Genomic DNA, 21264 nt, shown 5'->3' with positions numbered 1-21264 from the left:
CGATGGATGAGACCATGATCGAAACCGTGCAAACCGCGCCTTTTGCGCCATTCGAGTGGATGCTGTCGGGGCGCTATTTGCGGGCGCGCCGCAAGGAGGGATTCATCTCGGTCATCGCCGGGTTCTCGTTCCTCGGCATCATGCTGGGCGTGGCGACGCTGATCATCGTGATGGCCGTCATGAACGGCTTCCGCAAGGAGCTGCTCGACAAGATCCTGGGGCTGAACGGCCACATCCTGGTTCAGCCGCTGGAATCGCCGCTGACCGACTGGAAGGACGTCGCCGACCGCATCAGCCAGGTCCAGGGCATCCGGCTTGCCGCGCCGGTGGTGGACGGCCAGGCGCTGGCGTCCTCGCCGTGGAACGCCTCGGGCGTGCTGGTGCGCGGCATCCGCTCCGACGACCTCAACAACCTCACCTCGATCGCCAAGAACATCAAGCAGGGCTCGCTCGAAGGCTTCGACGACGGGCAGGGCGTCGCGATCGGGCGGCGCCTCGCCGACCAGCTGTCGCTGCACGCCGGCGACAGCATCACGCTGGTGGCGCCGAAGGGCGCGGTCACGCCGATGGGCACGACGCCGCGCATCAAGCCTTACAAGATCGTCGCCGTGTTCGAGATCGGCATGTCCGAATACGATCTCGGCTTCGTGTTCATGCCGCTGGCGGAGGCGCAGGCCTATTTCAACCGCAGCAACGACGTCACCTCGATCGAGGTGTTCACCACCAATCCGGACAAGATCGACGCGTTCCGCAAGGCGGTGACGGAAGCGGCGGGCCGCCCGGTGTTCCTGGTCGACTGGCGGCAGCGCAACTCGACCTTCTTCAACGCGCTCCAGGTCGAGCGCAACGTGATGTTCCTGATCCTGACCATGATCGTGCTGGTCGCGGCACTCAACATCGTCTCCGGCCTGATCATGCTGGTGAAGGACAAGGGCAGCGACATCGCGATCCTCCGCACCATGGGCGCCTCGCAAGGCTCGATCATGCGCATCTTCCTGATCACGGGCGCCTCGATCGGCGTGGTCGGCACGCTGGTCGGCTTCTTCGTCGGCCTCGTGATCTGCCTCAACATCGAATCGATCAGGCAATTCCTGTCCTGGCTCACCAGCACCGAGCTGTTCTCGCCGGAGCTCTATTTCCTGTCGAAACTGCCCGCCGAGATCGACGTCGGCGAGACCACGGCCGTCGTCATCATGGCGCTGACGCTGTCGTTCCTGGCGACGCTGTATCCGTCGTGGCGCGCCGCGCGCCTCGATCCCGTCGAAGCGCTCCGGTACGAGTGAGGGCCTGATGGAGCAGCAACAGGGGGCCGAGGATGTACCGGTCATTTATCTCCACGAGATAAAGCGGCAGTACTTGCAGGGCGAGGTGCCGCTGACGATCCTGGACGGCGCCAAGCTCGCGCTGTGGGCCGGACAGTCGGTCGCGCTGGTGGCGCCGTCGGGCTCGGGCAAGTCGACGCTGCTGCACATCGCGGGGCTGCTGGAAGCGCCCGATTCCGGCGAGGTCTACGTCAACGGCGCGCCGACCTCACAGCTGCCCGACATCGAGCGCACGCAGCTGCGCCGCACCGATATCGGCTTCGTCTACCAGTCGCACCGGCTGCTGCCGGAGTTCTCGGCGCTCGAGAACGTCATGCTGCCGCAGATGATCCGCGGCCTGAGGAAGTCCGAGAGCGTCAAGCGCGCCAAGGAGATCCTGGGCTATCTCGGCCTCGGTGACCGCATCACCCATCGCCCGGCGGAGCTGTCGGGCGGCGAGCAGCAGCGCGTTGCGATCGCGCGCGCGGTGGCGAATGCGCCGCGCGTGCTGTTTGCGGACGAGCCGACCGGCAACCTCGATCCGCACACGGCGGACCACGTGTTCCAGGCGCTGATGCAACTCGTCAAGGCGACGCGGGTCTCGATGCTGATCGCGACCCACAACATGGAGCTCGCCGGCCGCATGGACCGTCGGGTGTCGCTGTCGGACGGCAAGGTGGTCGAGCTCGAGTAAAAACTGCGAAAACAACCCCATGCACAGTAGCCGGCCTGCTTCAGCCTCTGCCGGCCTGAGGCCTGCCAGGTACTTGACGTGGCAGGCAAAACAGCGCCGACGGCGCGTCGCCGGGGCAGGCGACCGTTTACGGCCGGATCACCGTCAATCTGAACGGTCCGCCGTTGGCCGCGGCATGCGCCACGGCGTCGTTGGCGTGGTCGAGGTCGAAGGCCGTGGTCTCGTACTCCTCCAGGCGCAACAGCCCTGATCGCACCAGCGCGATCAGGCGGCTGGCCGCATCCGGCGGGTACATCCAGACGCCGTGGATGCTGATGCAGTTGCGCATGATCCAGGGGTAGGGCAGCTCGAGGCCCGCGCCCCCCGCCATGCCGACGCCGCCCATCAGCACGACGCGTCCATAAGCGCGCACCGTCATGATCGCCGCGCGCACGACATTGGGGCTCACCGAAGGCGGCATGATGTCGAACACGCAGTCGATCGGCCCCGGCGCGGCGCGCTTCATCGCCTCGCGGTCGTCGTCCTCGTTGCCCGTGAGCCTGACCGGCTTCACGCGGCTGCCGAAGCGGCGGACGAGGTCGGCGAGGATTTTTTCGTTGCGGCCGGGTGCCACCACGCAGGCCGCCCCCATCGCCAGCGCAACCGACACCGCAGCGCTGCCGAAGTTGCCGGTCGCTCCGCTCACCAGCACGGTTTCGCCCGGTTGGAGGTTGGCGGCGAGGAAGCCGCCATAGGGCACCAGCAGCGTCCCCAGCGCGCACCATTGCGTGGCTTCCTCGGACGTGATCGCGCCAAGGCGTTTGACGTTCTCGGTCGGCACCCGCATCTGCTCGGCAAACGAGCCGTGGCGGAAATGTTTTTGCAGAAGCATGCCGCCGGCGCCGGCGGCCGTTAATCCTTGCAGGGCGATGTCGGGCGCAATTGCGTCGTCGCGCGAGCGCACCGTCGGGTCGCAGAACACCCAGTCGCCGATCTTGAGCTTGGTTGCGTCGGGACCGATCGCCCGTACCCGGCCGATGCCGCCTGGGCCCGGAATGATCGGCAAATCGAGCGCATAGTTTCGTTCGCCGCTGAAGACTTCGTTCATATAGGACAGCACGCGCGTGGCGACGACGTCGACGATGACCTCGCCGGTGCCGAGCACCGGTTCAGGGGCATTCTCGATCATCAGCGGCGTTCCGAAGGATTTGAGTACGGCGGCTTTCATGATGTTCACCTCGAAGTGGGGTGAAACGCATATGCGCCGCCTTGGAGGGGACAAGAAGGCCTGGTATTATCCTAGTATTCCTTGGACCCTCCATCGCGGGAGCGACATCATGGCCGACCCACGCCGCGTCGAATTCGGCGACTTCCTGAGGTCCCGCCGCGAAAAGCTGTCGCCCAAGACTGTCGGGCTTCCGGCGGGGCTCCGGCGGCGCACCGCGGGTCTGCGCCGCGAGGAGGTCGCCCAGCTCGCCGGCATCGGTGTCGACTGGTACATCCGCCTCGAGCAGGGCCGCACCGTCAGCCCGTCGGTGACCACCGTCGACGCGCTGGCCCGCGCGCTACGGCTCAGCAAGACCGAGCATGCGCATCTGAAGGCGCTGGCGCGCGACGGCGCGAGGGGCGCCTTCGTGCGGGAGATCGTGCCGCCGCCGATACGGCGGATGATCGAGAGCTTGACGCAACCGGCCTACATCACCGGGCGGCGCTGGGACGTCCTGGCCTGGAACGCCGCCGCCGAGGACATCTTCGGGTTCGGGCAGTTGCCCGAGCAGGATCGCAACACGCTGCTGCTGGTGATGACGAACAAGCAGACGCGGAAATTCTACGGCGCGGGCTGGACGGACGTTGCCAAGAGCATGGTCGCGATGTTTCGCGCCACCCACGACGTATGGGCCGGCGATCCCGCCTTCACCGAGTTGCTCACGCGGCTGCGCCAGGGCAGTCCGGAGTTCGTCAAATGGTGGGAGGCGCACGAGATCCGCAGCACGTCGTCGGGCCTCAAGACCATGAACCATCCGACCAAGGGCCTGCTCCGGTTCGAGCACACGAGTTTCCAGGCCAATGACGATCCCGCGCTGAAGCTCGTGATCTACACGCCGTTAGATCCAGAGTGTGTGCTCTGAGGTACGGGCTCCTGTTTCTGGCGGCAAACCCGAAATAAGAGTCGGAGCATCATCGTAGCGTCCCATAGCGGAGGCTCATCGCGACGAACGCCGGACGGTTACGGTGGCGCCAATCTCAAATGACATCAAGTCCTCTCCGACCTCGATAGGTCCGGCGTATGATTCCCGGGTTTGGGCGATGAGTTGCTGAATTGATGGGGGAGCGATGTCCTCACCCGCGAGCATGACAAGGTGGGTGTAAGCTGCAAGCTTCGGCTTCGCTCTCGCAAACACAAGTCCCGCCTCTCGCGGCGTTGTGTGATGATCGAGAATGCGCCGTATGTGGGGATCACCCGCCAATTCGGGTCGTGCCATCGCAACTTCGTGGATCAACAGGTCGGCCCCGGCACCGAACTTGATGACGTTCTCGTTGTAGCGCGTGTCCCCCGAGAGCACCGCGGAGCGACCGTCGTATTCGATACGATAACCATAGGCCGGCTTGATAGCGTCACCATGGTCGACCGTGAAGGCGATCACCCGCAGGCCGCCTCTCTCGTAGACGACGCCATCTCGCACGAACTCTTCCGTCGTGATGGCAGCGTGCTCTCTTCCAAGTTTTTCGTCCTCCACGCGAATGTCAACGTCGCGAGCGTAGGCTGCTTCCAGGTGATGCATCAGTTCGCTCGTTCCCGCCGGTCCGATCACATGAAACGGTTTTCGTCGCGCCGCGAAATACGAACCTAGCCAGCCCGTAAGCCACAGATCGGGAATGCCCACCGTGTGGTCGGAGTGAAAATGCGTGAGGAGCAAGGCATCGATACGGCCGATCGGAACGTCCAGTTCGAACAATCGGATGGTGGCGCCGCGGCCGGCGTCGATGAGAATGGTCTGGTCGCCGGCCTCGACCAGCGTGGCCGGACCAAAACGGTCGGGACGGGGAATAGGAACCCCCGTCCCGAGCAACGTCACCCGAAACGTCGAAGCCATTACTGCGCCAGCCTGATGTTGGCTTCGGTCACCACCTTCTTCCAGTGTGCAGCCTGTTCGTTGATCAGGCTGCCATATTGAGCAGGAGTGCCGCCAACTGCCTCAGCGCCTAGCTTGGCAAATGCCTCGCGAACGGACGGCTTGGCGAGCGCCTTGTTGATGGCGGCGTTCAGTTGAGCGACGACGGCCGGGGGCGTTCCGCGCTTTACCGCGAAGCCGGTCCAGTCTTCCACCACGAGCGACGGAAATCCCGCCTCGACGATGGTGGGGACTTCACTCAGCGCCGCCACCCGTTTCGGTCCGGTAACCGCCAGGGCACGCAGCTTGCCTGTCTTGATGAGGTCTATGACGGGAAGCATGGTGATGAACATGAATGCGTTGGTGCCGTTGAGAAGATCGCCGATGGCCTGAGGAAACTGCTGATACGGCACGTGCTGCGCCCGTACCCCTGTCTCCAGCTTGAATTGCTCGCCGATCAGATGCGCGGGCGTTCCAAATCCGCCTGAGGAAAACGTCAGCTTGTCCGGCTGGCTTTTTAGAAGGCTCACAAGTTCTGCAACCGTGTTGGCGGGTACTGACGGGTTGACCACCAACACGTTGTACGACACGGATGCCTTGATCACGGGCTCGAAATCTTGCTCGAGATGATACGAGATATTTGGAACCAGTGAAGGAGCAACTGTCGATGGTAATGCCATCACCAAAAGCGAATGTCCGTCTGCAGGCTGCGTCAGAACATCATGGGCCGCAATCGTAGTGACGCCACCCGCCCGATTCTCCACGATCACGCGCCAGCCCTCGGCCTCCGATAATTCCTTGGCGACGATGCGGCTTATAATATCCGGCGGTGTACTGGCAGAGTTCGGAGCCACAAAACGAATGGTCCCTGAAGGGTAAGAGTGCTGTTGTGCTCCGGCCGCAATTCCACTGGCGGCCCAAACAAGGACCGTGGCAGACGCGATCAACGGGTACAGCGATCGCTGCATCATGACTAAGCTCCTGGACGATGGATCGCGGTCTGCGACAATGGGACCTTCGGCTCATGAGGCACGGCGCGCTACCGAAAACGACGTGCATTCCGGAATGCGGAATGCTACGTTCCGCATTGAGGAATGCCGAGCAATGGCCGATGGTCCCATTATCAAGGGTTTGCAAAGGGGCCTGCGCGTGCTTCAGGCTCTGCAAATGCAGCCTGACTCATCGTTGCATGAGCTGCACATTCTGACGCGCATCTCCAAGCCCAGCTTGCTGCGCATACTGCATACATTGGCGCAATCGGAGGTCATTACGAGGCGTCTCGCCGACGGACGCTACCGCCTCGGATCGAATCTTTCGCAGACGCCGTCCCGTCGAGAGCATCGCGATCGCATCGCTGAGGCTGCCGCTCCAGTCCTCGAGCGACTTTGTCAGCGCGCCTCCTGGCCATCCGATTTGGTGGTGCCCTCGGGAGATCACATGGAAATCCGGGAAACCAGCCGAAGCCGGAGTCCTTTTTTACTGGACCGGGAGCGCGTCGGTTGGGAGGTGAATTGGCTGCTAACTGGTGTTGGCAGGGCTTACCTCGCGTTCTGTCCGGCGAAGGAACGGCAGCGGGTCATCAACTTGCTACGTTCATCCTCCAGGCCTGAGGACCGTCTCGCGCGGGATCCGGAAAGGCTGAATGCAATCCTCGCAGAGACACGCGCGCGCGGATACGGAACGCGGGATGCAATGCATCTCGGCGGACAATATGGTGGGCCGCCATACTCCGACGGGTTGCTGGCGATCGCAGTGCCCTTACAAGATGCCGGCCGGGTCATTGGAGCCATCAACATGCTGTGGCTCCGACCTGCCTCTACCGTCGAAGCATTCGCGGCGCGCTATTTGGCGGATCTTCAGGCTGCCTCGGCGGAAATCGTGGCGTCATTGCGAAAGCGCTGACGTCGCCGATCCCGTTGGTGGGAAGCACACGAGATCTAAGCCGAGAATCCCCTACGCTGGCGATCAGGGTGTTTGGGGGGCGCTGAAATGGCGGGAATTGATCACGCTTGTTGATGGTGCGGCGGCGAGCTCGACGAATTGCCGGCGTGGCCGCGGCAGGGCGGTTCGGCATTCGTCAGATGGCGGTAAACTCACGAGCTTCCGGGGTTTAGGTTGCGCGAACGCTCGGTCTGATTTGTGTCATGGCGACGCCGGAGATCGCGAGCAGCCCACCGACGATCAACTTCGGGGTTATGCGGTCGCCAAGGAACAACACGCTTGAAAGCAACGCGAACACCGGAAGTAGCAGACCGAAGGGGGCGACGCGGCCCATGGAGCAACGGGCGATCAGCCAGAACCAGAGGCCAAACCCGACAATTCCTCCGATGAAGATCGTGTAGGCGAGGGCCAGCCAGCCACGTTCATCCGCCGTGACGAGGCTCGCCAGTTGTCCATGCTCAAGGAGCAACGACATCAACATGACCTGCGGCACCGTGAGCAGCGACGACCACCCCATCAACATCAGGGGATCAAAAGGGCCATAGCGTTTCGTCAAGACGTTGGACACAGCGAATGAGAAGGCTGCCCCAACCACAAGCAGCAGCGGAAGCGCGTTGGCCGACAAGCCGAGCCCCGCTGCCAGCACGACCACGCCGACGAATGCAAGCACCACGCCGGCGGACGTGGTGAGAGACGGCCTCTCCGCGAGCAGCGGCCAGGCCAGCAGGACGGTGAAAGGCGGCGCGAGTTGATATGCGACGGCCGACATGCTTCCCGAGCCGAGCCCGAGGCCAACATAGAAGAGCCCGAAGTTCAGTCCGCCAAGAAAAATCGAAATGGCTGCGACAGGGCCGAACTGTTGACGCGTCGGCCGTTTAACGAACGGAACAAGCAGCAGCGCGATGGCCAGGAAGCGCAGCGCGAGGAAGAAGAGCGGCGGAAACTCCGTCACGCCCACCTTGATGGCCACGAACTGGTAACCCCAGAGCAAGGGAACGGCCACCGCGCAGACGATCTGGATGGCAGACATGGCATCTTCCTTTCAAGACCGATCAGTCTAGATATGGACGCGCCAATAGCGAAGGCGTCCATGGGCTGTTGTTTACCTGATGAAGCGATCGAGAAGAGCGTCAACGGTGGCTTGCCATGTGATCCGCGTCGGTGCCGTTTTGGCGACCACTCGTAGCCCCCAAAGGAAACAGACGAGAATTTGGGCGGCACTTGCAGGTTCGACACCATCGGCCAACTTGCCCGCCGTCTTCGCACGGGACAATGCATCCGCCACCCTGGCTTCCATGGTTTTGAAAAAGCTCGCGACGCGACGACCAGCTTCAGCATCCTGGCCGGCCAGTTCCATGGCCGTGGCCACCAGCAGGCATCCGCGCCGGCCATTGGCGCCGCTCATGCGCTCGACATAGCCGGCAAAGAAGGCCCGCAGGCCGTCGACCGGCTCTCTACGGGGGTCGAGTTCGACATCCATGCGTGTCAGGGCATCGGCAATGTAGCGATCAAGCGCACGCAGGAAGAGCGAGTGCTTGTCACCGAAAGCGGCGTACAGGCTGCCGCGCGAGAGCTTCGTCGCACGAAGAAGGTCCGGCAGCGCCGTGGCGTGATAGCCGCGCGACCAGAACACACCCATCGCGCGTTCGACGGCGGCTTCCACGTCGAAGCTGCGGGGGCGACCGCGGGGCAACTGCATGGGGGCTTGGCGGCTCATCGCTAATATATAGACCAATTGGTCCTTAAATAGCAAGGCCCAGAGTTCGTTGAAGCCGGCTGCCTGGTCGCTGGTGAAATTGAACGCTCGGAAGGCGATTGAACCCGTCTTGGCCCGCTAAACCGCCGCTTACGGTGCCGGTGCGGCCGGAGGCGTTGTGCTGGCGTTCGGCAGCGTGGCTGGCCAAGGGCTTATCGGGTTGAGCGTCGACAGAGCGCAAGATGATTTGAGCTGCGTCCACACCGACGCCAGGCCCGTCAAGTCGATGTCGAATTTCGTCATGTCCGTCTTGTCGTCCGGCATCGAAATGGTTTCCCGGACATGCAGCGAGCGGGACGCCAGGATCGCCTTGACCATGTCGGGGTCGATGCTGCCGCGCCAGACCTCGACCTTGCCGGCGCGTAGCGGAGCGCCTCCGGTCTCCCTGTCCGTGTCGGCGTCCGCCGTCACCAGGATCGTGCTCTTGCCGGTGACTGCCTCGTCGATTTCGCCCGCGAACGTCAGCGGCACGCGTTTCCTGCTTTCGCAAGACAGGCGCCACTCCATCATCCGGAACGAAGCGCCGTTCTCCTTCTTCAATACCGCGATCTTGCGGACAAACGGGCGCGCTTCCTTCTCCAGTTTCCACATCGACTCGGCCAGCGGGCGGGTGTCGATTCCGAAACGATAGAGCTCGGGGCGCGTCAACACGTGCAGGTTCTCGAACTTCACGGTCCGGATGAGAGCATCGAGCTCGCGGCTGATGCCCATCGCCGCGATGAAGGCGGCGCGGTCGCGGTCGGCGGTCGCTGTTCGACGCCGCCGGGCCTCCGCGATCACCTCCGGAGGAGGATGCCCGTGAAAGGCGAGGACCAGCCTCGAGTTATGGACCGCCAGCGCCGCGTCGGGCGCCACCTCGCGGGAGGTCGCCCCGAGAAACAGGTAACCGCAGGCCGAGTTGCACATCGCATTGCGGGTGGTGAGCTCGGCCTCGATCTCGCCGCCTGCGTTTTTCACCTTCAGGCATGCGGCGTCCACCTGCGCGCCCGCGGCGCACGCAGTCACAATGGTGCGGCCAACCCGGGCGACTGCCTGGCGACTGCGCAGCAACCGCCCAATGACGTAGGACTGCTCCACGTTGCCGCCGGGCGAATGAAGGTAGATCGGACGCTGCGTGTCCTTGACGCCGGCGAGGAAGCGGCGAATGCGCGGCCCCGCGTCCTGATCGATCTGGCCCTCGATGGCAATCCAGCGGTCGCAACCCGGCCCGCACGCGTCCGGTGCACCTTTGGCAAGATAGATCGTCAGCCTGGATGCAAATCCGGCCTTCTCGGCCGGCGCTCCTTCTGCCCGCAATGCGCCGGGGATCGACAGCAAGGTCACGAGGAGCAGAATACGGGCGAGCATGAACTGACGGGACCACGCGGGGCGAAAACAGAAGCGAAAGCTATATGAAGATCGGCGAGGTCACAACCTTTGGTGGCGTATCGGAGCGCCGATTATTCCGCATCCACGAACGCAGCCTCATCCGGCCCCATGAGCGAGCTTTTGCGAATTCGCGTGCGCTCTCGCGTTTGCAAGTCGAGTTCGCAACCGCTATGCCCGGGCTTTCGAGAGCGCCCGATATGACAATCTCCGATGACAACGACCTCACCCGCCTGAAGGAGATCGGGCGCATCGTCGCCAATACCCTCGAGGCGATGGGGAAGGCGCTCGAACCGGGCATGACGACCTCCGAGTTGGACCAGATCGGACGAAAATTCCTGGAGACTGTCGGCGCACGTTCGGCTCCGGAGCTGGCCTATGCCTTCCCGGGGGCGACCTGCATCAGCGTGAACGAGGAGATCGCTCATGGCATCCCGGGGGACCGACGGATCGAGCGTGGCGACCTGGTCAACATCGACGTTTCAGCTGAGAAGAACGGCTTCTTTGCGGATACGGGAGCCTCGTTCGCCGTTCCACCCGTAACCCGTGCGATCGAACGTCTTTGCCGAGATGGCCGGCGGGCCATGTGGACGGGCCTGCGGCAGGTTGGGGCTGGCAAACCGATTGCCGGCATTGGCCAAGCCATCGGGACCTTTGCGCGGAAAAACGGCTACAGCCTCGTCAGAAACCTTGCCAGTCACGGTGTCGGCTTGTCGCTCCACGAGGAGCCGACAGAGATCGCAACATGGCCCGATTCCTCCGAACGCCGCATCATGAGCGACGGCCTTGTGTTCACCGTCGAGCCATTCCTGTCCTTTGCCGCCGAGTGGGCAGAGAATGGTGATGATCCGTGGACGCTCTACAGCTGTCCCGAGGCGCCGACCGTGCAGTACGAACACACTGTTGTCGCCACCCGACACGGACCGTTGATCGTTACGATGGCCGGTTAAGGGCCGCCCTGGCCAGAGCCCGAGACGTCTCAGCGTCGCCCGGCCAGGGGTGACGTCATGCCACCGGATCCTTGTGATAAGCCGAACGGCCCCGGTCATCCGGCGCCAGCGGCGGCGCCGGTCTCGCGGCAGCGTTCTTCAGCAGAGCAGCGTCGAGTCCCGAGGTGACCTTGACCGGCGCAGATCCGGCGTCGCGAGAGGCGATGATCCAGATCAGGAAACCCGCAAGCGCGAGCGCGGCTCCGACGGGGCCAGTGGAAGTCCAGCCCAGCCCCTCGCGAATGGCGAGGCCGCCGAGGAACGGGCCGAGCGCGTTGGCGGTGTTGAACGCCGAATGGTTCAGCGCCGCAGCGAGCGCCTGCGCGTCGCCCGCGACGTCCATGAGGCGCGTCTGGAGGACAGCCCCGAGCGAGACGCCGGCGCCGATCGCGAAGACGTCTGCCGCGAGCAGCCAGGGATTGCCGGCCGCAAGCGGGAAGACCAGCAGCGCGACCGCTGAAAACAACAGGATGCTGCCCGCCGTCGGCATCAAGGCGCGGTCCGCGAAGCGCGGCACGAACAGATTGCCGAGCGTCGCGCCGACGCCGAACACGGCGAGAAAGAACGGAATCACCGCGGGGCTGACCTTGGTGACCTCGATCAATGTCGTCGCAAGGTAAGTATAGACGGCGAACATGCCGCCGAAGCCGATGGCGCCGATCGCCAGCGTGATCCAGACGCGGCCGCTTCTGAGGGCGCCGAGTTCTCGCAGCGGGTCCGACCTGCCGGCCTGGTCGCGCGGCGCGAACAGGGCGCAAAGCAGGACCGTGAGCAGCGCCAGCAACGACACGAGGCCGAAGCTGGCGCGCCACCCGACCGTCTGGCCGACCAGATTGGCCAAGGGAACGCCAATGATCGTGGCGCCAGTCAGGCCGAGCATCACCTGGCCGATCGCCCTTGAGCGGCGATGTTGAGGAACGAGCGAGGCTGCGACCAGCGCGGCGATGCCGAAATAGGCGCCATGCGGCAGCCCTGCGAGAAAACGGGCCGCGATCATCCAGCCATAGCCCGGCGCAAGCGCGGTGAGCGCGTTGCCGAGCGCGAACACGGCCATCAGGACCAGGAGCTGCGTGCGCCGGGCGAAGCGCGCACCAAGCACGGCGATCAGCGGTGCGCCCAGCACCACGCCGAGCGCGTAGGCACTGATCGCGTGTCCCGCGGTCGGCTCGTCGACCCCAAGGTCGGCGGCGAAGAACGGCAGCAGGCTCATCGATGCGAATTCGGTGGTTCCGATCGCAAAGCCGCCCATCGCGAGCGAGAACAGGACGATGGCGAGGTGAGGGGGCGCGGAGGCCGTGGTCGCGCGGGGCGAGGTCGCTTGAGGCGATATCGACATGTGTCCTGCATTGGTGGCGTCAACGGGAACCAGCCCAGCGAACGTCGCCACCCCTGCAAGATTTGTCTGTCGTACTTAAACCGGGATCAGTCTGCGTCAACACCGGAGCCGCGATGCAAGGCTGGCCGCATATCAGCGTCCCGATTTGCGGGTGGCGATGGCGGGAGCGTGTGCAGGCCGGCAAGGGCCTGCCGCGCGCGAACCACATCGCGCGGTGGACGATGCAGCTCTGTCGCGATGTGATGGTATCGCGCAGCGCGGTGAGGCGGGTGCGATCGAGATCGCGCCATCGCTAAGCGCGCCGCCCTGGCACTAGATCGCTCGAGACCCGTGCCGCGCTGCAATTGCTTGCAGCCGCAACGTCCAGTTCCAGGGCAGGGTTCGTGAAACGCTGGATGGGGCAGGGCAAAGCATTCATCACCGGTCAGGCAAAAAGCATAAAGCATGATGCGTTGCGTACGCGCGCCGGTGTGCTTGCGCTGAGCGCGAGCGCGAATGTGGCGATTACCAGCGAAAATGTGGCGACAATGAGGAGCGTAAACAAAGCACGCATCTCGAATCTCCAATCACGCGAATGTGCGCGCGGCGATGTTACGCGCGTCCGCAGTGCATCTCGTGTCGTCGACATTGGAATCGCTGAAAACTCTTGTTTCAAAGGGTTTCCAGCGCGCTCTGATCAATCTTCATTAATGAAGCGCGGCCCTTTGGAGCGAACTGTTGCGTCGGGGTTACAGCAATTCCGTCGATCGCTGTTATGACCACGCAACGGCCCGGGGGCCTAACGACGAAACTGGAACGGGATTCAAATGAAGAAGAATTTGTTGCTTGCTGCTGTGAGCCTCGTCGCGCTGAGCGCGGCTGCACCGGCGCTGGCTGCTGATCTCGCGGCTCGGCCGTACACCAAGGCGCCTGCGATGGTCGCCGCGATCTACGACTGGAGCGGCTTCTACATCGGCATCAACGGCGGCGGCGGTTCGTCGCACGCGACCTGGGATTTCGTCGGCGTTGGTCGCGAAGGCTCGCACGATGCGACCGGCGGCACGGTCGGTGGCCAGATCGGCTATCGCTGGCAGTCCGGCCAGTGGGTGTTCGGCGTGGAAGGCCAGGGCAACTGGGCCGACTTCTCGGGCGACAATGCCAGCGCGCTGTTCGCGACTCGCAACCGCACCAAGATCGATGCGTTCGGTCTGATCACCGGTCAGGTCGGCTACGCCTGGAACAACGTCCTGATCTACGTCAAGGGCGGTGCGGCTGTGGTCAGCGACAAGTACGAGATCTCCAGCACGGCGGGCGCGCTGCTCGCCTCGACCAGCGACACCCGCTGGGGTGGTACGGTCGGTGCCGGCCTCGAGTACGGCTTCGCGCCGAACTGGTCGGTTGGCGTCGAGTACAACCACATCTTCCTGTCCGACAAGGACGTGACCTTCGCTGGCTTCGCCGGTACGGAGCGCATCCGTCAGGACGTCGACATGGGTCTCGTCCGCCTGAACTACAAGTTCGGTGGCCCGATCCTCGGCCGCTACTGATACTGATCGCTTCGCAAGAAGCGGTTGTCGAAAGCCCCGGCCCGTTGGCCGGGGCTTTTTTTGTTGTTTGAAGTCAACGAGTTAACCATTCCTTTGCGGGATGGCTCAGGCGGCTTGACTCCCTAGAACGAAATGAGAACAATGTTCTTCATACGTTCCAGCAAGGGAGCAGGCCATGTTCAGGATTTTCGTGGAAGAAGCCGCCGCACTGGCATCGATCACGCTGTTCGTCGGGATGATCGCAATCTGGGCGCAGGTGATTCCGCAGCTCTAGAGCAGCGGTTGGAAAACCGGCGCCCGGGAACTCCTGGGCGCGCTTGGGGAAAAGCGGGACGAGGTGGCCGATCGGCCGCTCCGGCGTGGACTCTGCGGCAGCGACGCCCCACCATGATGCGGCGAGTCGGCAAAGACGGGTGGAGCGCGGGTGCAGGATGCTCTCATGATCCCCTCGGCATCCCCTTGAGGTCGGCGACCGCTCCATCTCATCTGCAAAAGGCCGTCACGCGACCATGCCGAGCGCCGGATTTGTCCACCTTCACGTTCACTCGGCCTATTCGCTGCTCAAGGGCTCGATCAAGATCGCCAAGCTCGCCGAGCTCGCCAAGAAGGACCATCAGCCGGCCCTGGCGCTGACCGACACCGACAATCTGTTCGGTGCGCTGGAGTTCTCCGACAAGATGGCGGGCTCCGGCATCCAGCCGATCGTCGGCTGCGAGCTCGCGATCGACTTCGCAGACCAGGATCCCAATGCACGCAACGCCATTGGCCCGTCGCGCGTGGTGCTGCTGGCGGCGCAGGAGCGCGGCTATCGCAGCCTGATGCGGCTCAATTCGCGCGCGTTCCTGGAAACGCCCGACAGCCACGCACCCTTCATCAAGTTCGACTGGCTCGATGGCGAGACCGAGGGCCTGATCGCGCTCACCGGCGGCCCTGACGGGCCGATCTCGCTGGCGCTTGCCGGCGGCCATGCCGAGCTTGCGGCTGCGCGCTGCGAGCGTCTCGCCACGCTGTTCGGGGACCGGCTCTACATCGAGCTGCAGCGCCACAACATCGACAAGGAGCGGCGCGTCGAAAGCGGCCTGATCGACATCGCCTATGCCAAGGGCCTGCCGCTGGTTGCGACCAACGAGCCGTATTTCGCCGCGACCGACGATTACGAGGCGCACGATGCGCTTTTGTGTATCGCCGGCGGCCGGCTGATCGCCGAGAGCGATCGCGTGCAGCTCACCCCCGATCACCGCTTCAAGACCCGCGCCGAGATGGCGGTGCTGTTCGCCGACATTCCGGAGGCGCTGGCCTCGACGGTCGAGATCGCCGAACGCTGTTCGTTCCGCCCGATGACGCGCAAGCCGATCCTGCCGTTCTTCACCGTCGGCGCCGCCGGCAGCTCCGATGCGGCCGCGGTCGAGGCGGCCGAGTTGAAGCGGCAGGCGGAGGAGGGGCTCGCCAACCGCCTGCGCGTGCATGGCCTGTCGCACGGCACCACGGAAGAGGACTACAACAAGCGCCTGGCGTTCGAGCTCGACGTCATCATGCGCATGAAGTACGCGGGCTACTTCCTGATCGTGTCCGACTTCATCAAATGGGCGAAGTCGCAAGGGATTCCGGTCGGGCCGGGCCGCGGCTCGGGTGCAGGCTCGCTGGTCGCCTGGTCGCTGACCATCACCGATCTCGACCCGATCAAGTTCGGCCTGCTGTTCGAGCGCTTCCTCAATCCCGAGCGCGTCTCGATGCCGGACTTCGACATCGACTTCTGCCAGGACCGCCGCGGCGAGGTGATCCAGTACGTGCAGCAGCGCTACGGCCGCGACCAGGTCGCGCAGATCATCACCTTCGGTACGCTGCAGGCGCGCGGCGTGCTGCGCGACGTCGGCCGCGTGCTGCAAATGCCCTATGGCCAGGTCGACAAGCTCACGAAACTGGTGCCGCAGAATCCGGCCGCGCCGGTGACGCTGGCCGCCGCGATCGAGAGCGAGCCGAAGCTCCAGGCGTTCCGCGACGAGGATCCGGTGGTGGCGCGCGCCTTCGACATCGCCCAGCGCCTTGAGGGCCTGACGCGCCACGCCTCGACCCATGCGGCCGGCATCGTGATCGGCGATCGCCCCCTGAGCGAGCTCGTGCCGCTCTACCGCGATCCCAAATCCGACATGCCGGTGACCCAGTTCAACATGAAATGGGTCGAGCCGGCCGGCCTCGTCAAATTCGACTTCCTGGGCCTGAAGACGCTGACCGTGCTCGACGTCGCGGTGAAGCTCTTGAAGCCGCGCAACATCCATGTCGATCTCGCGACGCTGCCGATCGACGATGCCGAGAGCTACCAGATGCTGGCGCGCGGCGATGTGGTCGGCGTGTTCCAGGTTGAAAGCCAGGGCATGCGGCGCGCGCTGATCGACATGCGCCCCGACCGTTTCGAGGACATCATCGCGCTGGTCGCGCTCTATCGCCCCGGCCCGATGGCGAACATCCCGACTTACTGCTCGCGCAAGCATGGCGACGAGGAGCCGGAATATCTGCATCCCGTGCTGGAGCCGATCCTGAAGGAGACCTTCGGCGTCATCATCTACCAGGAACAGGTGATGCAGATCGCGCAGGTGATGTCGGGCTATTCGCTCGGCGACGCCGACCTCTTGCGCCGCGCCATGGGCAAGAAGATCCGCGCCGAGATGGACAAGCAGCGCGACATCTTCGTCGCCGGCGCGGTGAAGAACGGCGTGCCGAAGGGGCAGGCCGAGACCATCTTCGAGCTGCTGGCGAAGTTCGCCGACTACGGCTTCAACAAGAGCCACGCGGCGGCCTATGCGCTGGTGTCCTACCACACCGCCTACATGAAGGCGCATTATCCGGTGGAGTTCATCGCGGCGTCGATGACGCTCGATCTCAACAACACCGACAAGCTCTCCGAATTCCGCTCCGAGGCGCAGCGTCTCGGCATCAAGGTCGAGCCGCCGAACATCAACCGCTCCGGGGCGACCTTCGAGGTCGGAGAAAAGACCATCTACTACGCGCTCGCCGCGCTCAAGGGCGTCGGCATTCAGGCGATCGACCAGATCATCGAGGAGCGCACCAGGAACGGTCTCTTCACCTCGCTTGCCGACTTCGCCGCGCGCGTCAACCCGCGTGCGATCAACAAGCGCATCATCGAGAGTCTCGCCGCCGCAGGCGCCTTCGACACGCTGGAGCCGAACCGCGCGCGCGTCTTCGCCGGCGCCGACGCGATCCTCGCCGCCTGCCAGCGCGCGCATGAGGCCGCGACCATCGGCCAGAACGACATGTTCGGCAGCGCGGCCGATGCGCCGACCATCATGCTGCCGCAGATCGAGGCGTGGCTGCCGGCTGAGCGGCTGCGCCGCGAATACGACGCGATCGGCTTCTTCCTGTCCGGCCATCCGCTCGACGATTACGCTACCGTGCTGAAGCGCCTGCGGGTGCAGAGCTGGGCCGAGTTCTCGCGCGCGGTGAAGACCGGCGCCACCGCCGGCAAGGTCGCGGCGACCGTGGTCTCGCGCATGGAACGGCGCACCAAGACCGGCAACAAGATGGGCATCATGGGGCTCTCTGATCCCACGGGGCACTTTGAGGCGGTGCTGTTCTCCGAGGGCCTTGCGCAATATCGCGACGTGCTCGAGCCGGGTGCCGCCGTGCTGCTCCAGCTTGGCGCCGAGCTCCAGGGCGAGGACGTGCGCGCCCGCGTGCTGCATGCCGAGCCGCTCGACGATGCCGCCGCCAAGACGCAGAAGGGCCTGCGCATCTTCCTGCGCGACACCAAGCCGCTGGAATCGATCGCCAAGCGTCTCGCCGGACCCGACATGGCTGCGTCGAACGGCGCTGCGCCGAAGGTCGGCAGCCCGGGGATTGCGCCGCGCTCCAATGGCGATGGCGAGGTCTCGCTGGTGATGATGCTCGACCTCGAGACCGAGGTCGAGATGAAGCTGCCCGGCCGCTTCAAGGTCTCGCCGCAGATCGCCGGCGCGATCAAGGCGGTGGCGGGCGTGGTGGACGTGCAGCAGCTCTAGCAACCACTCTGCGCTGTCGTCGTCGTTGTCGTCGTCGGAGAGTGTTGCAACCTTGCGCTGTTTCCGGCTAGCATACATCCGGGGAATAGGCTGGGGTGTGCGATGCTGCGACGGGGCGCGTTGTTGTTGGCCGTTGGTGCCATGCTGACGGGATGCGTCAGCGATCAGGTCGGAACCGACTTTGCATCGGTGTCAAAAAAGGTCGGACCGCCGCGCCCCGGGCATTCGCGCATCGTCCTGCTGCAGGACAAGAGGAATGGGCTCAGCATGGCCATCTGCGCCTGCGAGGTGAAGCTCGACGGTGCGCCGCTCGGCAAGATCGTGGCCGGCAAATATGCCTACGCCGATCGGCCGGCCGGCCGTCACGAAGTGCTGGTGAGCGAGCTGATGTTTCCCGGCGACACCAAGCGCGAGATCGTCATGGAATCCGGCCGGACGCACTTTTACCTGATCAAGAGCAGCCCCAGGCACGATGCCGCCACGGGGGGAGCGATCCTCGGTGGCCTCGCCGGGCTTGCGGTCGTTTCCGTCGCGACGGCCGGTGAGGCGAATCCCGGGCCGGCCGAGCTCGTCGCGCTGGACGAGACGACCGCGCGAACCAAGCTCGCCGAGTTGCAAGCGGTCGAGTAAGATGCGCGGCATGATTGCCGCTGCATCAACGAACGCGGCTCGGTGGGGAGGAGCAAGGCATGTGCGAGAATTGCGGTTACGATCGCGACGTCCACATCGGGCCTTCGCGGAGGTCGCTGATCCACTTGACTGTCTCTGCGCTCGGATTGGCCTTGGGCGGAGCCGCCTTCGCCAAGGAGACCAAGCCGCCGCCGAAGCCAGAGAACGTGCTGTCGCCCGACGCGGCGCTGAAGCGGCTGATGGAGGGGAATGCGCGCTACGTCGCCGGCGTGTCGCGGCGCCACGATTTCAAGCACGAGCGCGAGGCGCTGGCCGGCGGGCAAAACCCGTTCGCGGCCGTGCTGAGCTGCGCCGACTCGCGCATCGCGCCGGAGTATGCCTTCGACACCGGCCGCGGCGATCTCTTCGTCTGCCGCGTGGCCGGAAACTTTGCCGGCACCGAGACCATTGCCAGCATGGAATATGCGGTCGCCGTGCTCAATGCGCCGCTGATCCTCGTGCTCGGCCATGATGCCTGCGGCGCGGTCGATGCGACGCTGAAGGCGATCAAGGACGACAAGCCGCCGCCGGGACACATCCCTTCGCTGGTCGATGCGATCGCGCCCGCCGCAAAAGCTGCGATGCAGCAAGGCGGGGACGTGCTCAACAATGCGATCCGGCAGAATGTGATCGACAACATCGCCAAGCTGAAATCGGCCGCCCCGATTCTCAATGCGGCCGTGGAACAGGGCAAGCTCAAGGTCGTGGGTGGAATCTACCGGCTTACGACGGGAACGGTCGACCTGATCGCGCAAGGCTGACGCGGGGCTGACGCCGCCGGCGGCGTGGCCATGCCACCGCCTCAATCCAAGCTTTTCGTTCAAGCGCCGTTCAGGCGGCCGGGCGTCTGATGCGCGGCGGCACCTCAACAACAAAAGCGGGCAGGCAAGCCATGCGTGGGACGCTTAGAATCTTCATCTGCCTTCTCCTGCCGATCGTGGCCCTTGCCGCGGGCGCGCCGGATGAGGCGCGCGCGCAGCAGCAGGAAAAGCGCATCGCGCTCGTGGTCGGCAACGGCGCCTATGCCAAGTCGCCGCTGGCAACGACCGCGAACGATGCCGGCCTGATCGCGCAGACGCTGCAAGCGGCGGGCTTCGACGTGGTCGGCGCGCGCGATCTCGACGGCGACACGCTGCGCAAGAGCTTTCGCGATTTCATCCAGAAGGCGCAGGCCTCCGGTCCCGGCACCGTCGCGATGATCTATCTTGCCGGCTACGGTGTGCAGCTTGCCGGCGAGAACTATTTCATCCCGGTCGATTCCAACATCACCCGCGACACCGACATCCCGACCGAGGCCCTGCGCATCAGCGACTATGCGCGTCAGCTCGCTTCCATTCCGCTCAAGGCCAACATCGTCGTGCTCGACGCAGCCCGCGCGCAGCCCTTCATCGAGGGCGGCCAGCCGATCGCAAGCGGACTGGCGCTGGTCGAGCCCGATCCGAACATGCTGATCGCCTTCAACGCCGCGCCCGGCACGGTGGCGCCGCAGGAGCCGGGGCCCTACGGCATCTATGCGCAGTCGCTGGCCGAGATGATCCGCACCGGCGGCCTGCCGCTGCCTGAGGTGTTCGATCGCGTCCGGCTGCGCGTCAACGAGGCCTCCAAGGGCGCGCAGGTGCCCTGGAACGAGCAGAAGATATCGGCGCCATTCTCGTTCTTCGATCGCGGGCCCGACGCGCCGCCGCCGGAAGCCTCGGCCGACCAGGTCGCCGCGATCCGGAGCAAGCCGATCCGCGATCTCGGCGTGCAAGACGCCTACGCCGCCGCGCTGCAGCGCGACACGCTGCCGGCCTACGAGGAATTTCTCGCGGCCTATCCGAACGATCCGATGTCCAGGCGCGTGATGGCGATCGTTGCGGCGCGCCGCGAGGCGATCACCTGGCGGCGGACCTATCGCACCGACACGCCGGAGGCCTATTGGTCGTATCTGCGCCGCTATCCGCGCGGCCCGCATGCAGGCGATGCGCGCCGTCGCCTCGCGATCCTCACCGCGCCGGTCGAGCCGCCGCCGACCTTCGCGATGATCGACTATGACGTGCCGCCGCCGCCGCCGGAGGAGGTGGTCTATGTCGACCGTCCCGTGCTCTACTTCAGCGATCCCGATTTTGGCTTCGCGCCGCCACCGCCGCCGCCGGTCTATTATCTGCCGCCGCCGCCGCCGGATTTCGTCGTGCTGGAGCCGCCGCTGCCCGTGGTCGGCCTGTTCGTGCTGCCGCAGCCGATGTTCGTGCCGATCCCGGTGTTCGTCAGGCCGCCGGTCTATGTCGCGCCGCCGCCGAACAACATCATCTACGCCAACATCCACAACACCACGGTCATCAACACCGTGATCAACCAGCCGCCGGCACCTGCCGCGGGAGTGGGAGCAGGGGCCGGACCGGGCAATCTCGCGCCGGCGGTTGCCGGCCGCGCCAATCCGGCCGGTGCAGCCGTGCCGCAGGCGGTTGCGCAGCGCGCCGCCTTGATCCAGCAGGGCAAGGCGCCGATGCCGGCGAGCGCCACGATCCAGCCGACGGCAAGGCCCGGGACGCCGCCGGTGGCGCCGGCCAATGTCGCGCCGACCGCGGCGCCATCCGCTGCGC

At 64.8% G+C, this 21264-nt stretch carries 18 protein-coding genes; 11 read left to right on the top strand and 7 right to left on the bottom strand.

The features are described from left to right. Nucleotides 1–2 precede the first annotated feature (2 nt). Nucleotides 3–1283, top strand: coding sequence for a lipoprotein-releasing ABC transporter permease subunit (locus tag XI09_RS41990; protein WP_271572187.1), 1281 nt, complete (start codon nt 3–5; stop codon nt 1281–1283). Between the two features lie 7 nt (nt 1284–1290). Next, nucleotides 1291–1995 (top strand): ABC transporter ATP-binding protein, encoded by a 705-nt coding sequence (locus XI09_RS41985; protein ID WP_271572186.1) that lies wholly within the window; start codon nt 1291–1293, stop codon nt 1993–1995. Between the two features lie 127 nt (nt 1996–2122). Here XI09_RS41985 and XI09_RS41980 read toward each other — a convergent pair whose 3' ends face one another. Then, nucleotides 2123–3202 (bottom strand): quinone oxidoreductase family protein, encoded by a 1080-nt coding sequence (locus XI09_RS41980; RefSeq protein ID WP_271572185.1) that lies wholly within the window; start codon nt 3200–3202, stop codon nt 2123–2125. Nucleotides 3203–3311: 109 nt separating this feature from the next. On the opposite strand from XI09_RS41980, the gene XI09_RS41975 reads away from it, so the two are divergent. After that, complete coding sequence (locus tag XI09_RS41975; RefSeq protein ID WP_271572184.1) at nt 3312–4103, top strand: helix-turn-helix transcriptional regulator; 792 nt, start codon at nt 3312–3314, stop codon at nt 4101–4103. 75 nt (nt 4104–4178) lie between these two features. On the opposite strand, the gene XI09_RS41970 is transcribed toward XI09_RS41975, so the two are convergent. Beyond that, a complete protein-coding gene (locus tag XI09_RS41970) occupies nt 4179–5069 on the bottom strand; it encodes an MBL fold metallo-hydrolase (protein ID WP_271572183.1) in 891 nt (296 codons plus the stop codon). Continuing rightward, complete coding sequence (locus XI09_RS41965; RefSeq protein ID WP_271572182.1) at nt 5069–6058, bottom strand: Bug family tripartite tricarboxylate transporter substrate binding protein; 990 nt, start codon at nt 6056–6058, stop codon at nt 5069–5071. Before XI09_RS41965 ends, XI09_RS41970 begins: the two co-directional genes overlap by 1 nt. 133 nt (nt 6059–6191) lie before the next feature. Between XI09_RS41965 and XI09_RS41960 the strand changes: the two genes are divergently transcribed. Then, nucleotides 6192–6989: an IclR family transcriptional regulator domain-containing protein gene (locus XI09_RS41960; RefSeq protein ID WP_271572181.1), complete on the top strand. Its 798-nt coding sequence runs from the start codon at nt 6192–6194 to the stop codon at nt 6987–6989. A 208-nt stretch (nt 6990–7197) separates the two neighbouring features. Here XI09_RS41960 and XI09_RS41955 read toward each other — a convergent pair whose 3' ends face one another. From XI09_RS41955 to XI09_RS41945, 3 genes are all read right to left on the bottom strand, one after another. Then, nucleotides 7198–8058, bottom strand: coding sequence for a DMT family transporter (locus XI09_RS41955; RefSeq protein WP_271572180.1), 861 nt, complete (start codon nt 8056–8058; stop codon nt 7198–7200). 72 nt (nt 8059–8130) lie between these two features. Continuing rightward, complete coding sequence (locus XI09_RS41950; RefSeq protein WP_271572179.1) at nt 8131–8727, bottom strand: TetR/AcrR family transcriptional regulator; 597 nt, start codon at nt 8725–8727, stop codon at nt 8131–8133. Nucleotides 8728–8874: 147 nt separating this feature from the next. After that, entirely contained in the window at nt 8875–10131 is a 1257-nt protein-coding gene (locus XI09_RS41945) for a hypothetical protein (protein ID WP_271572178.1), read from the bottom strand. A gap of 218 nt (nt 10132–10349) precedes the next feature. Here XI09_RS41945 and map point away from each other — a divergent pair, with 218 nt between their 5' ends. Beyond that, nucleotides 10350–11099 (top strand): type I methionyl aminopeptidase, encoded by a 750-nt coding sequence (gene map, locus XI09_RS41940; RefSeq protein ID WP_271572440.1) that lies wholly within the window; start codon nt 10350–10352, stop codon nt 11097–11099. Between the two features lie 55 nt (nt 11100–11154). Here the strand turns inward: map and XI09_RS41935 are convergent, their stop codons facing one another. Next, nucleotides 11155–12474 (bottom strand): MFS transporter, encoded by a 1320-nt coding sequence (locus XI09_RS41935; protein WP_271572177.1) that lies wholly within the window; start codon nt 12472–12474, stop codon nt 11155–11157. Between the two features lie 383 nt (nt 12475–12857). Here XI09_RS41935 and XI09_RS41930 point away from each other — a divergent pair, with 383 nt between their 5' ends. From XI09_RS41930 to XI09_RS41905, 6 genes are all read left to right on the top strand, one after another. Beyond that, nucleotides 12858–13232: a hypothetical protein gene (locus tag XI09_RS41930; RefSeq protein WP_271572176.1), complete on the top strand. Its 375-nt coding sequence runs from the start codon at nt 12858–12860 to the stop codon at nt 13230–13232. Nucleotides 13233–13280: 48 nt separating this feature from the next. Then, the gene (locus XI09_RS41925) at nt 13281–14000 is read left to right on the top strand and encodes an outer membrane protein (RefSeq protein ID WP_271572175.1); all 720 of its coding nucleotides are present in this window, start codon (nt 13281–13283) and stop codon (nt 13998–14000) included. Nucleotides 14001–14509: 509 nt separating this feature from the next. Then, nucleotides 14510–18013: a DNA polymerase III subunit alpha gene (gene dnaE / locus XI09_RS41920; protein WP_271572174.1), complete on the top strand. Its 3504-nt coding sequence runs from the start codon at nt 14510–14512 to the stop codon at nt 18011–18013. Nucleotides 18014–18115: 102 nt separating this feature from the next. Beyond that, nucleotides 18116–18643 (top strand): DUF2846 domain-containing protein, encoded by a 528-nt coding sequence (locus XI09_RS41915; RefSeq protein WP_333939198.1) that lies wholly within the window; start codon nt 18116–18118, stop codon nt 18641–18643. A gap of 59 nt (nt 18644–18702) precedes the next feature. Then, entirely contained in the window at nt 18703–19443 is a 741-nt protein-coding gene (locus XI09_RS41910; RefSeq protein ID WP_271572173.1) for a carbonic anhydrase, read from the top strand. Nucleotides 19444–19574: 131 nt separating this feature from the next. Beyond that, on the top strand, nt 19575–21264 hold a 1690-nt coding region (locus XI09_RS41905; RefSeq protein WP_271572172.1), incomplete at its 3' end, for a caspase family protein.

Source organism: Bradyrhizobium sp. CCBAU 11386 (genome assembly GCF_028128955.1).
Classification (GTDB): Bacteria; Pseudomonadota; Alphaproteobacteria; order Rhizobiales; family Xanthobacteraceae; genus Bradyrhizobium.
Note: the sequence above shows the minus strand (reverse complement) of the source record. Positions and strands in the feature narration are given on the sequence as shown.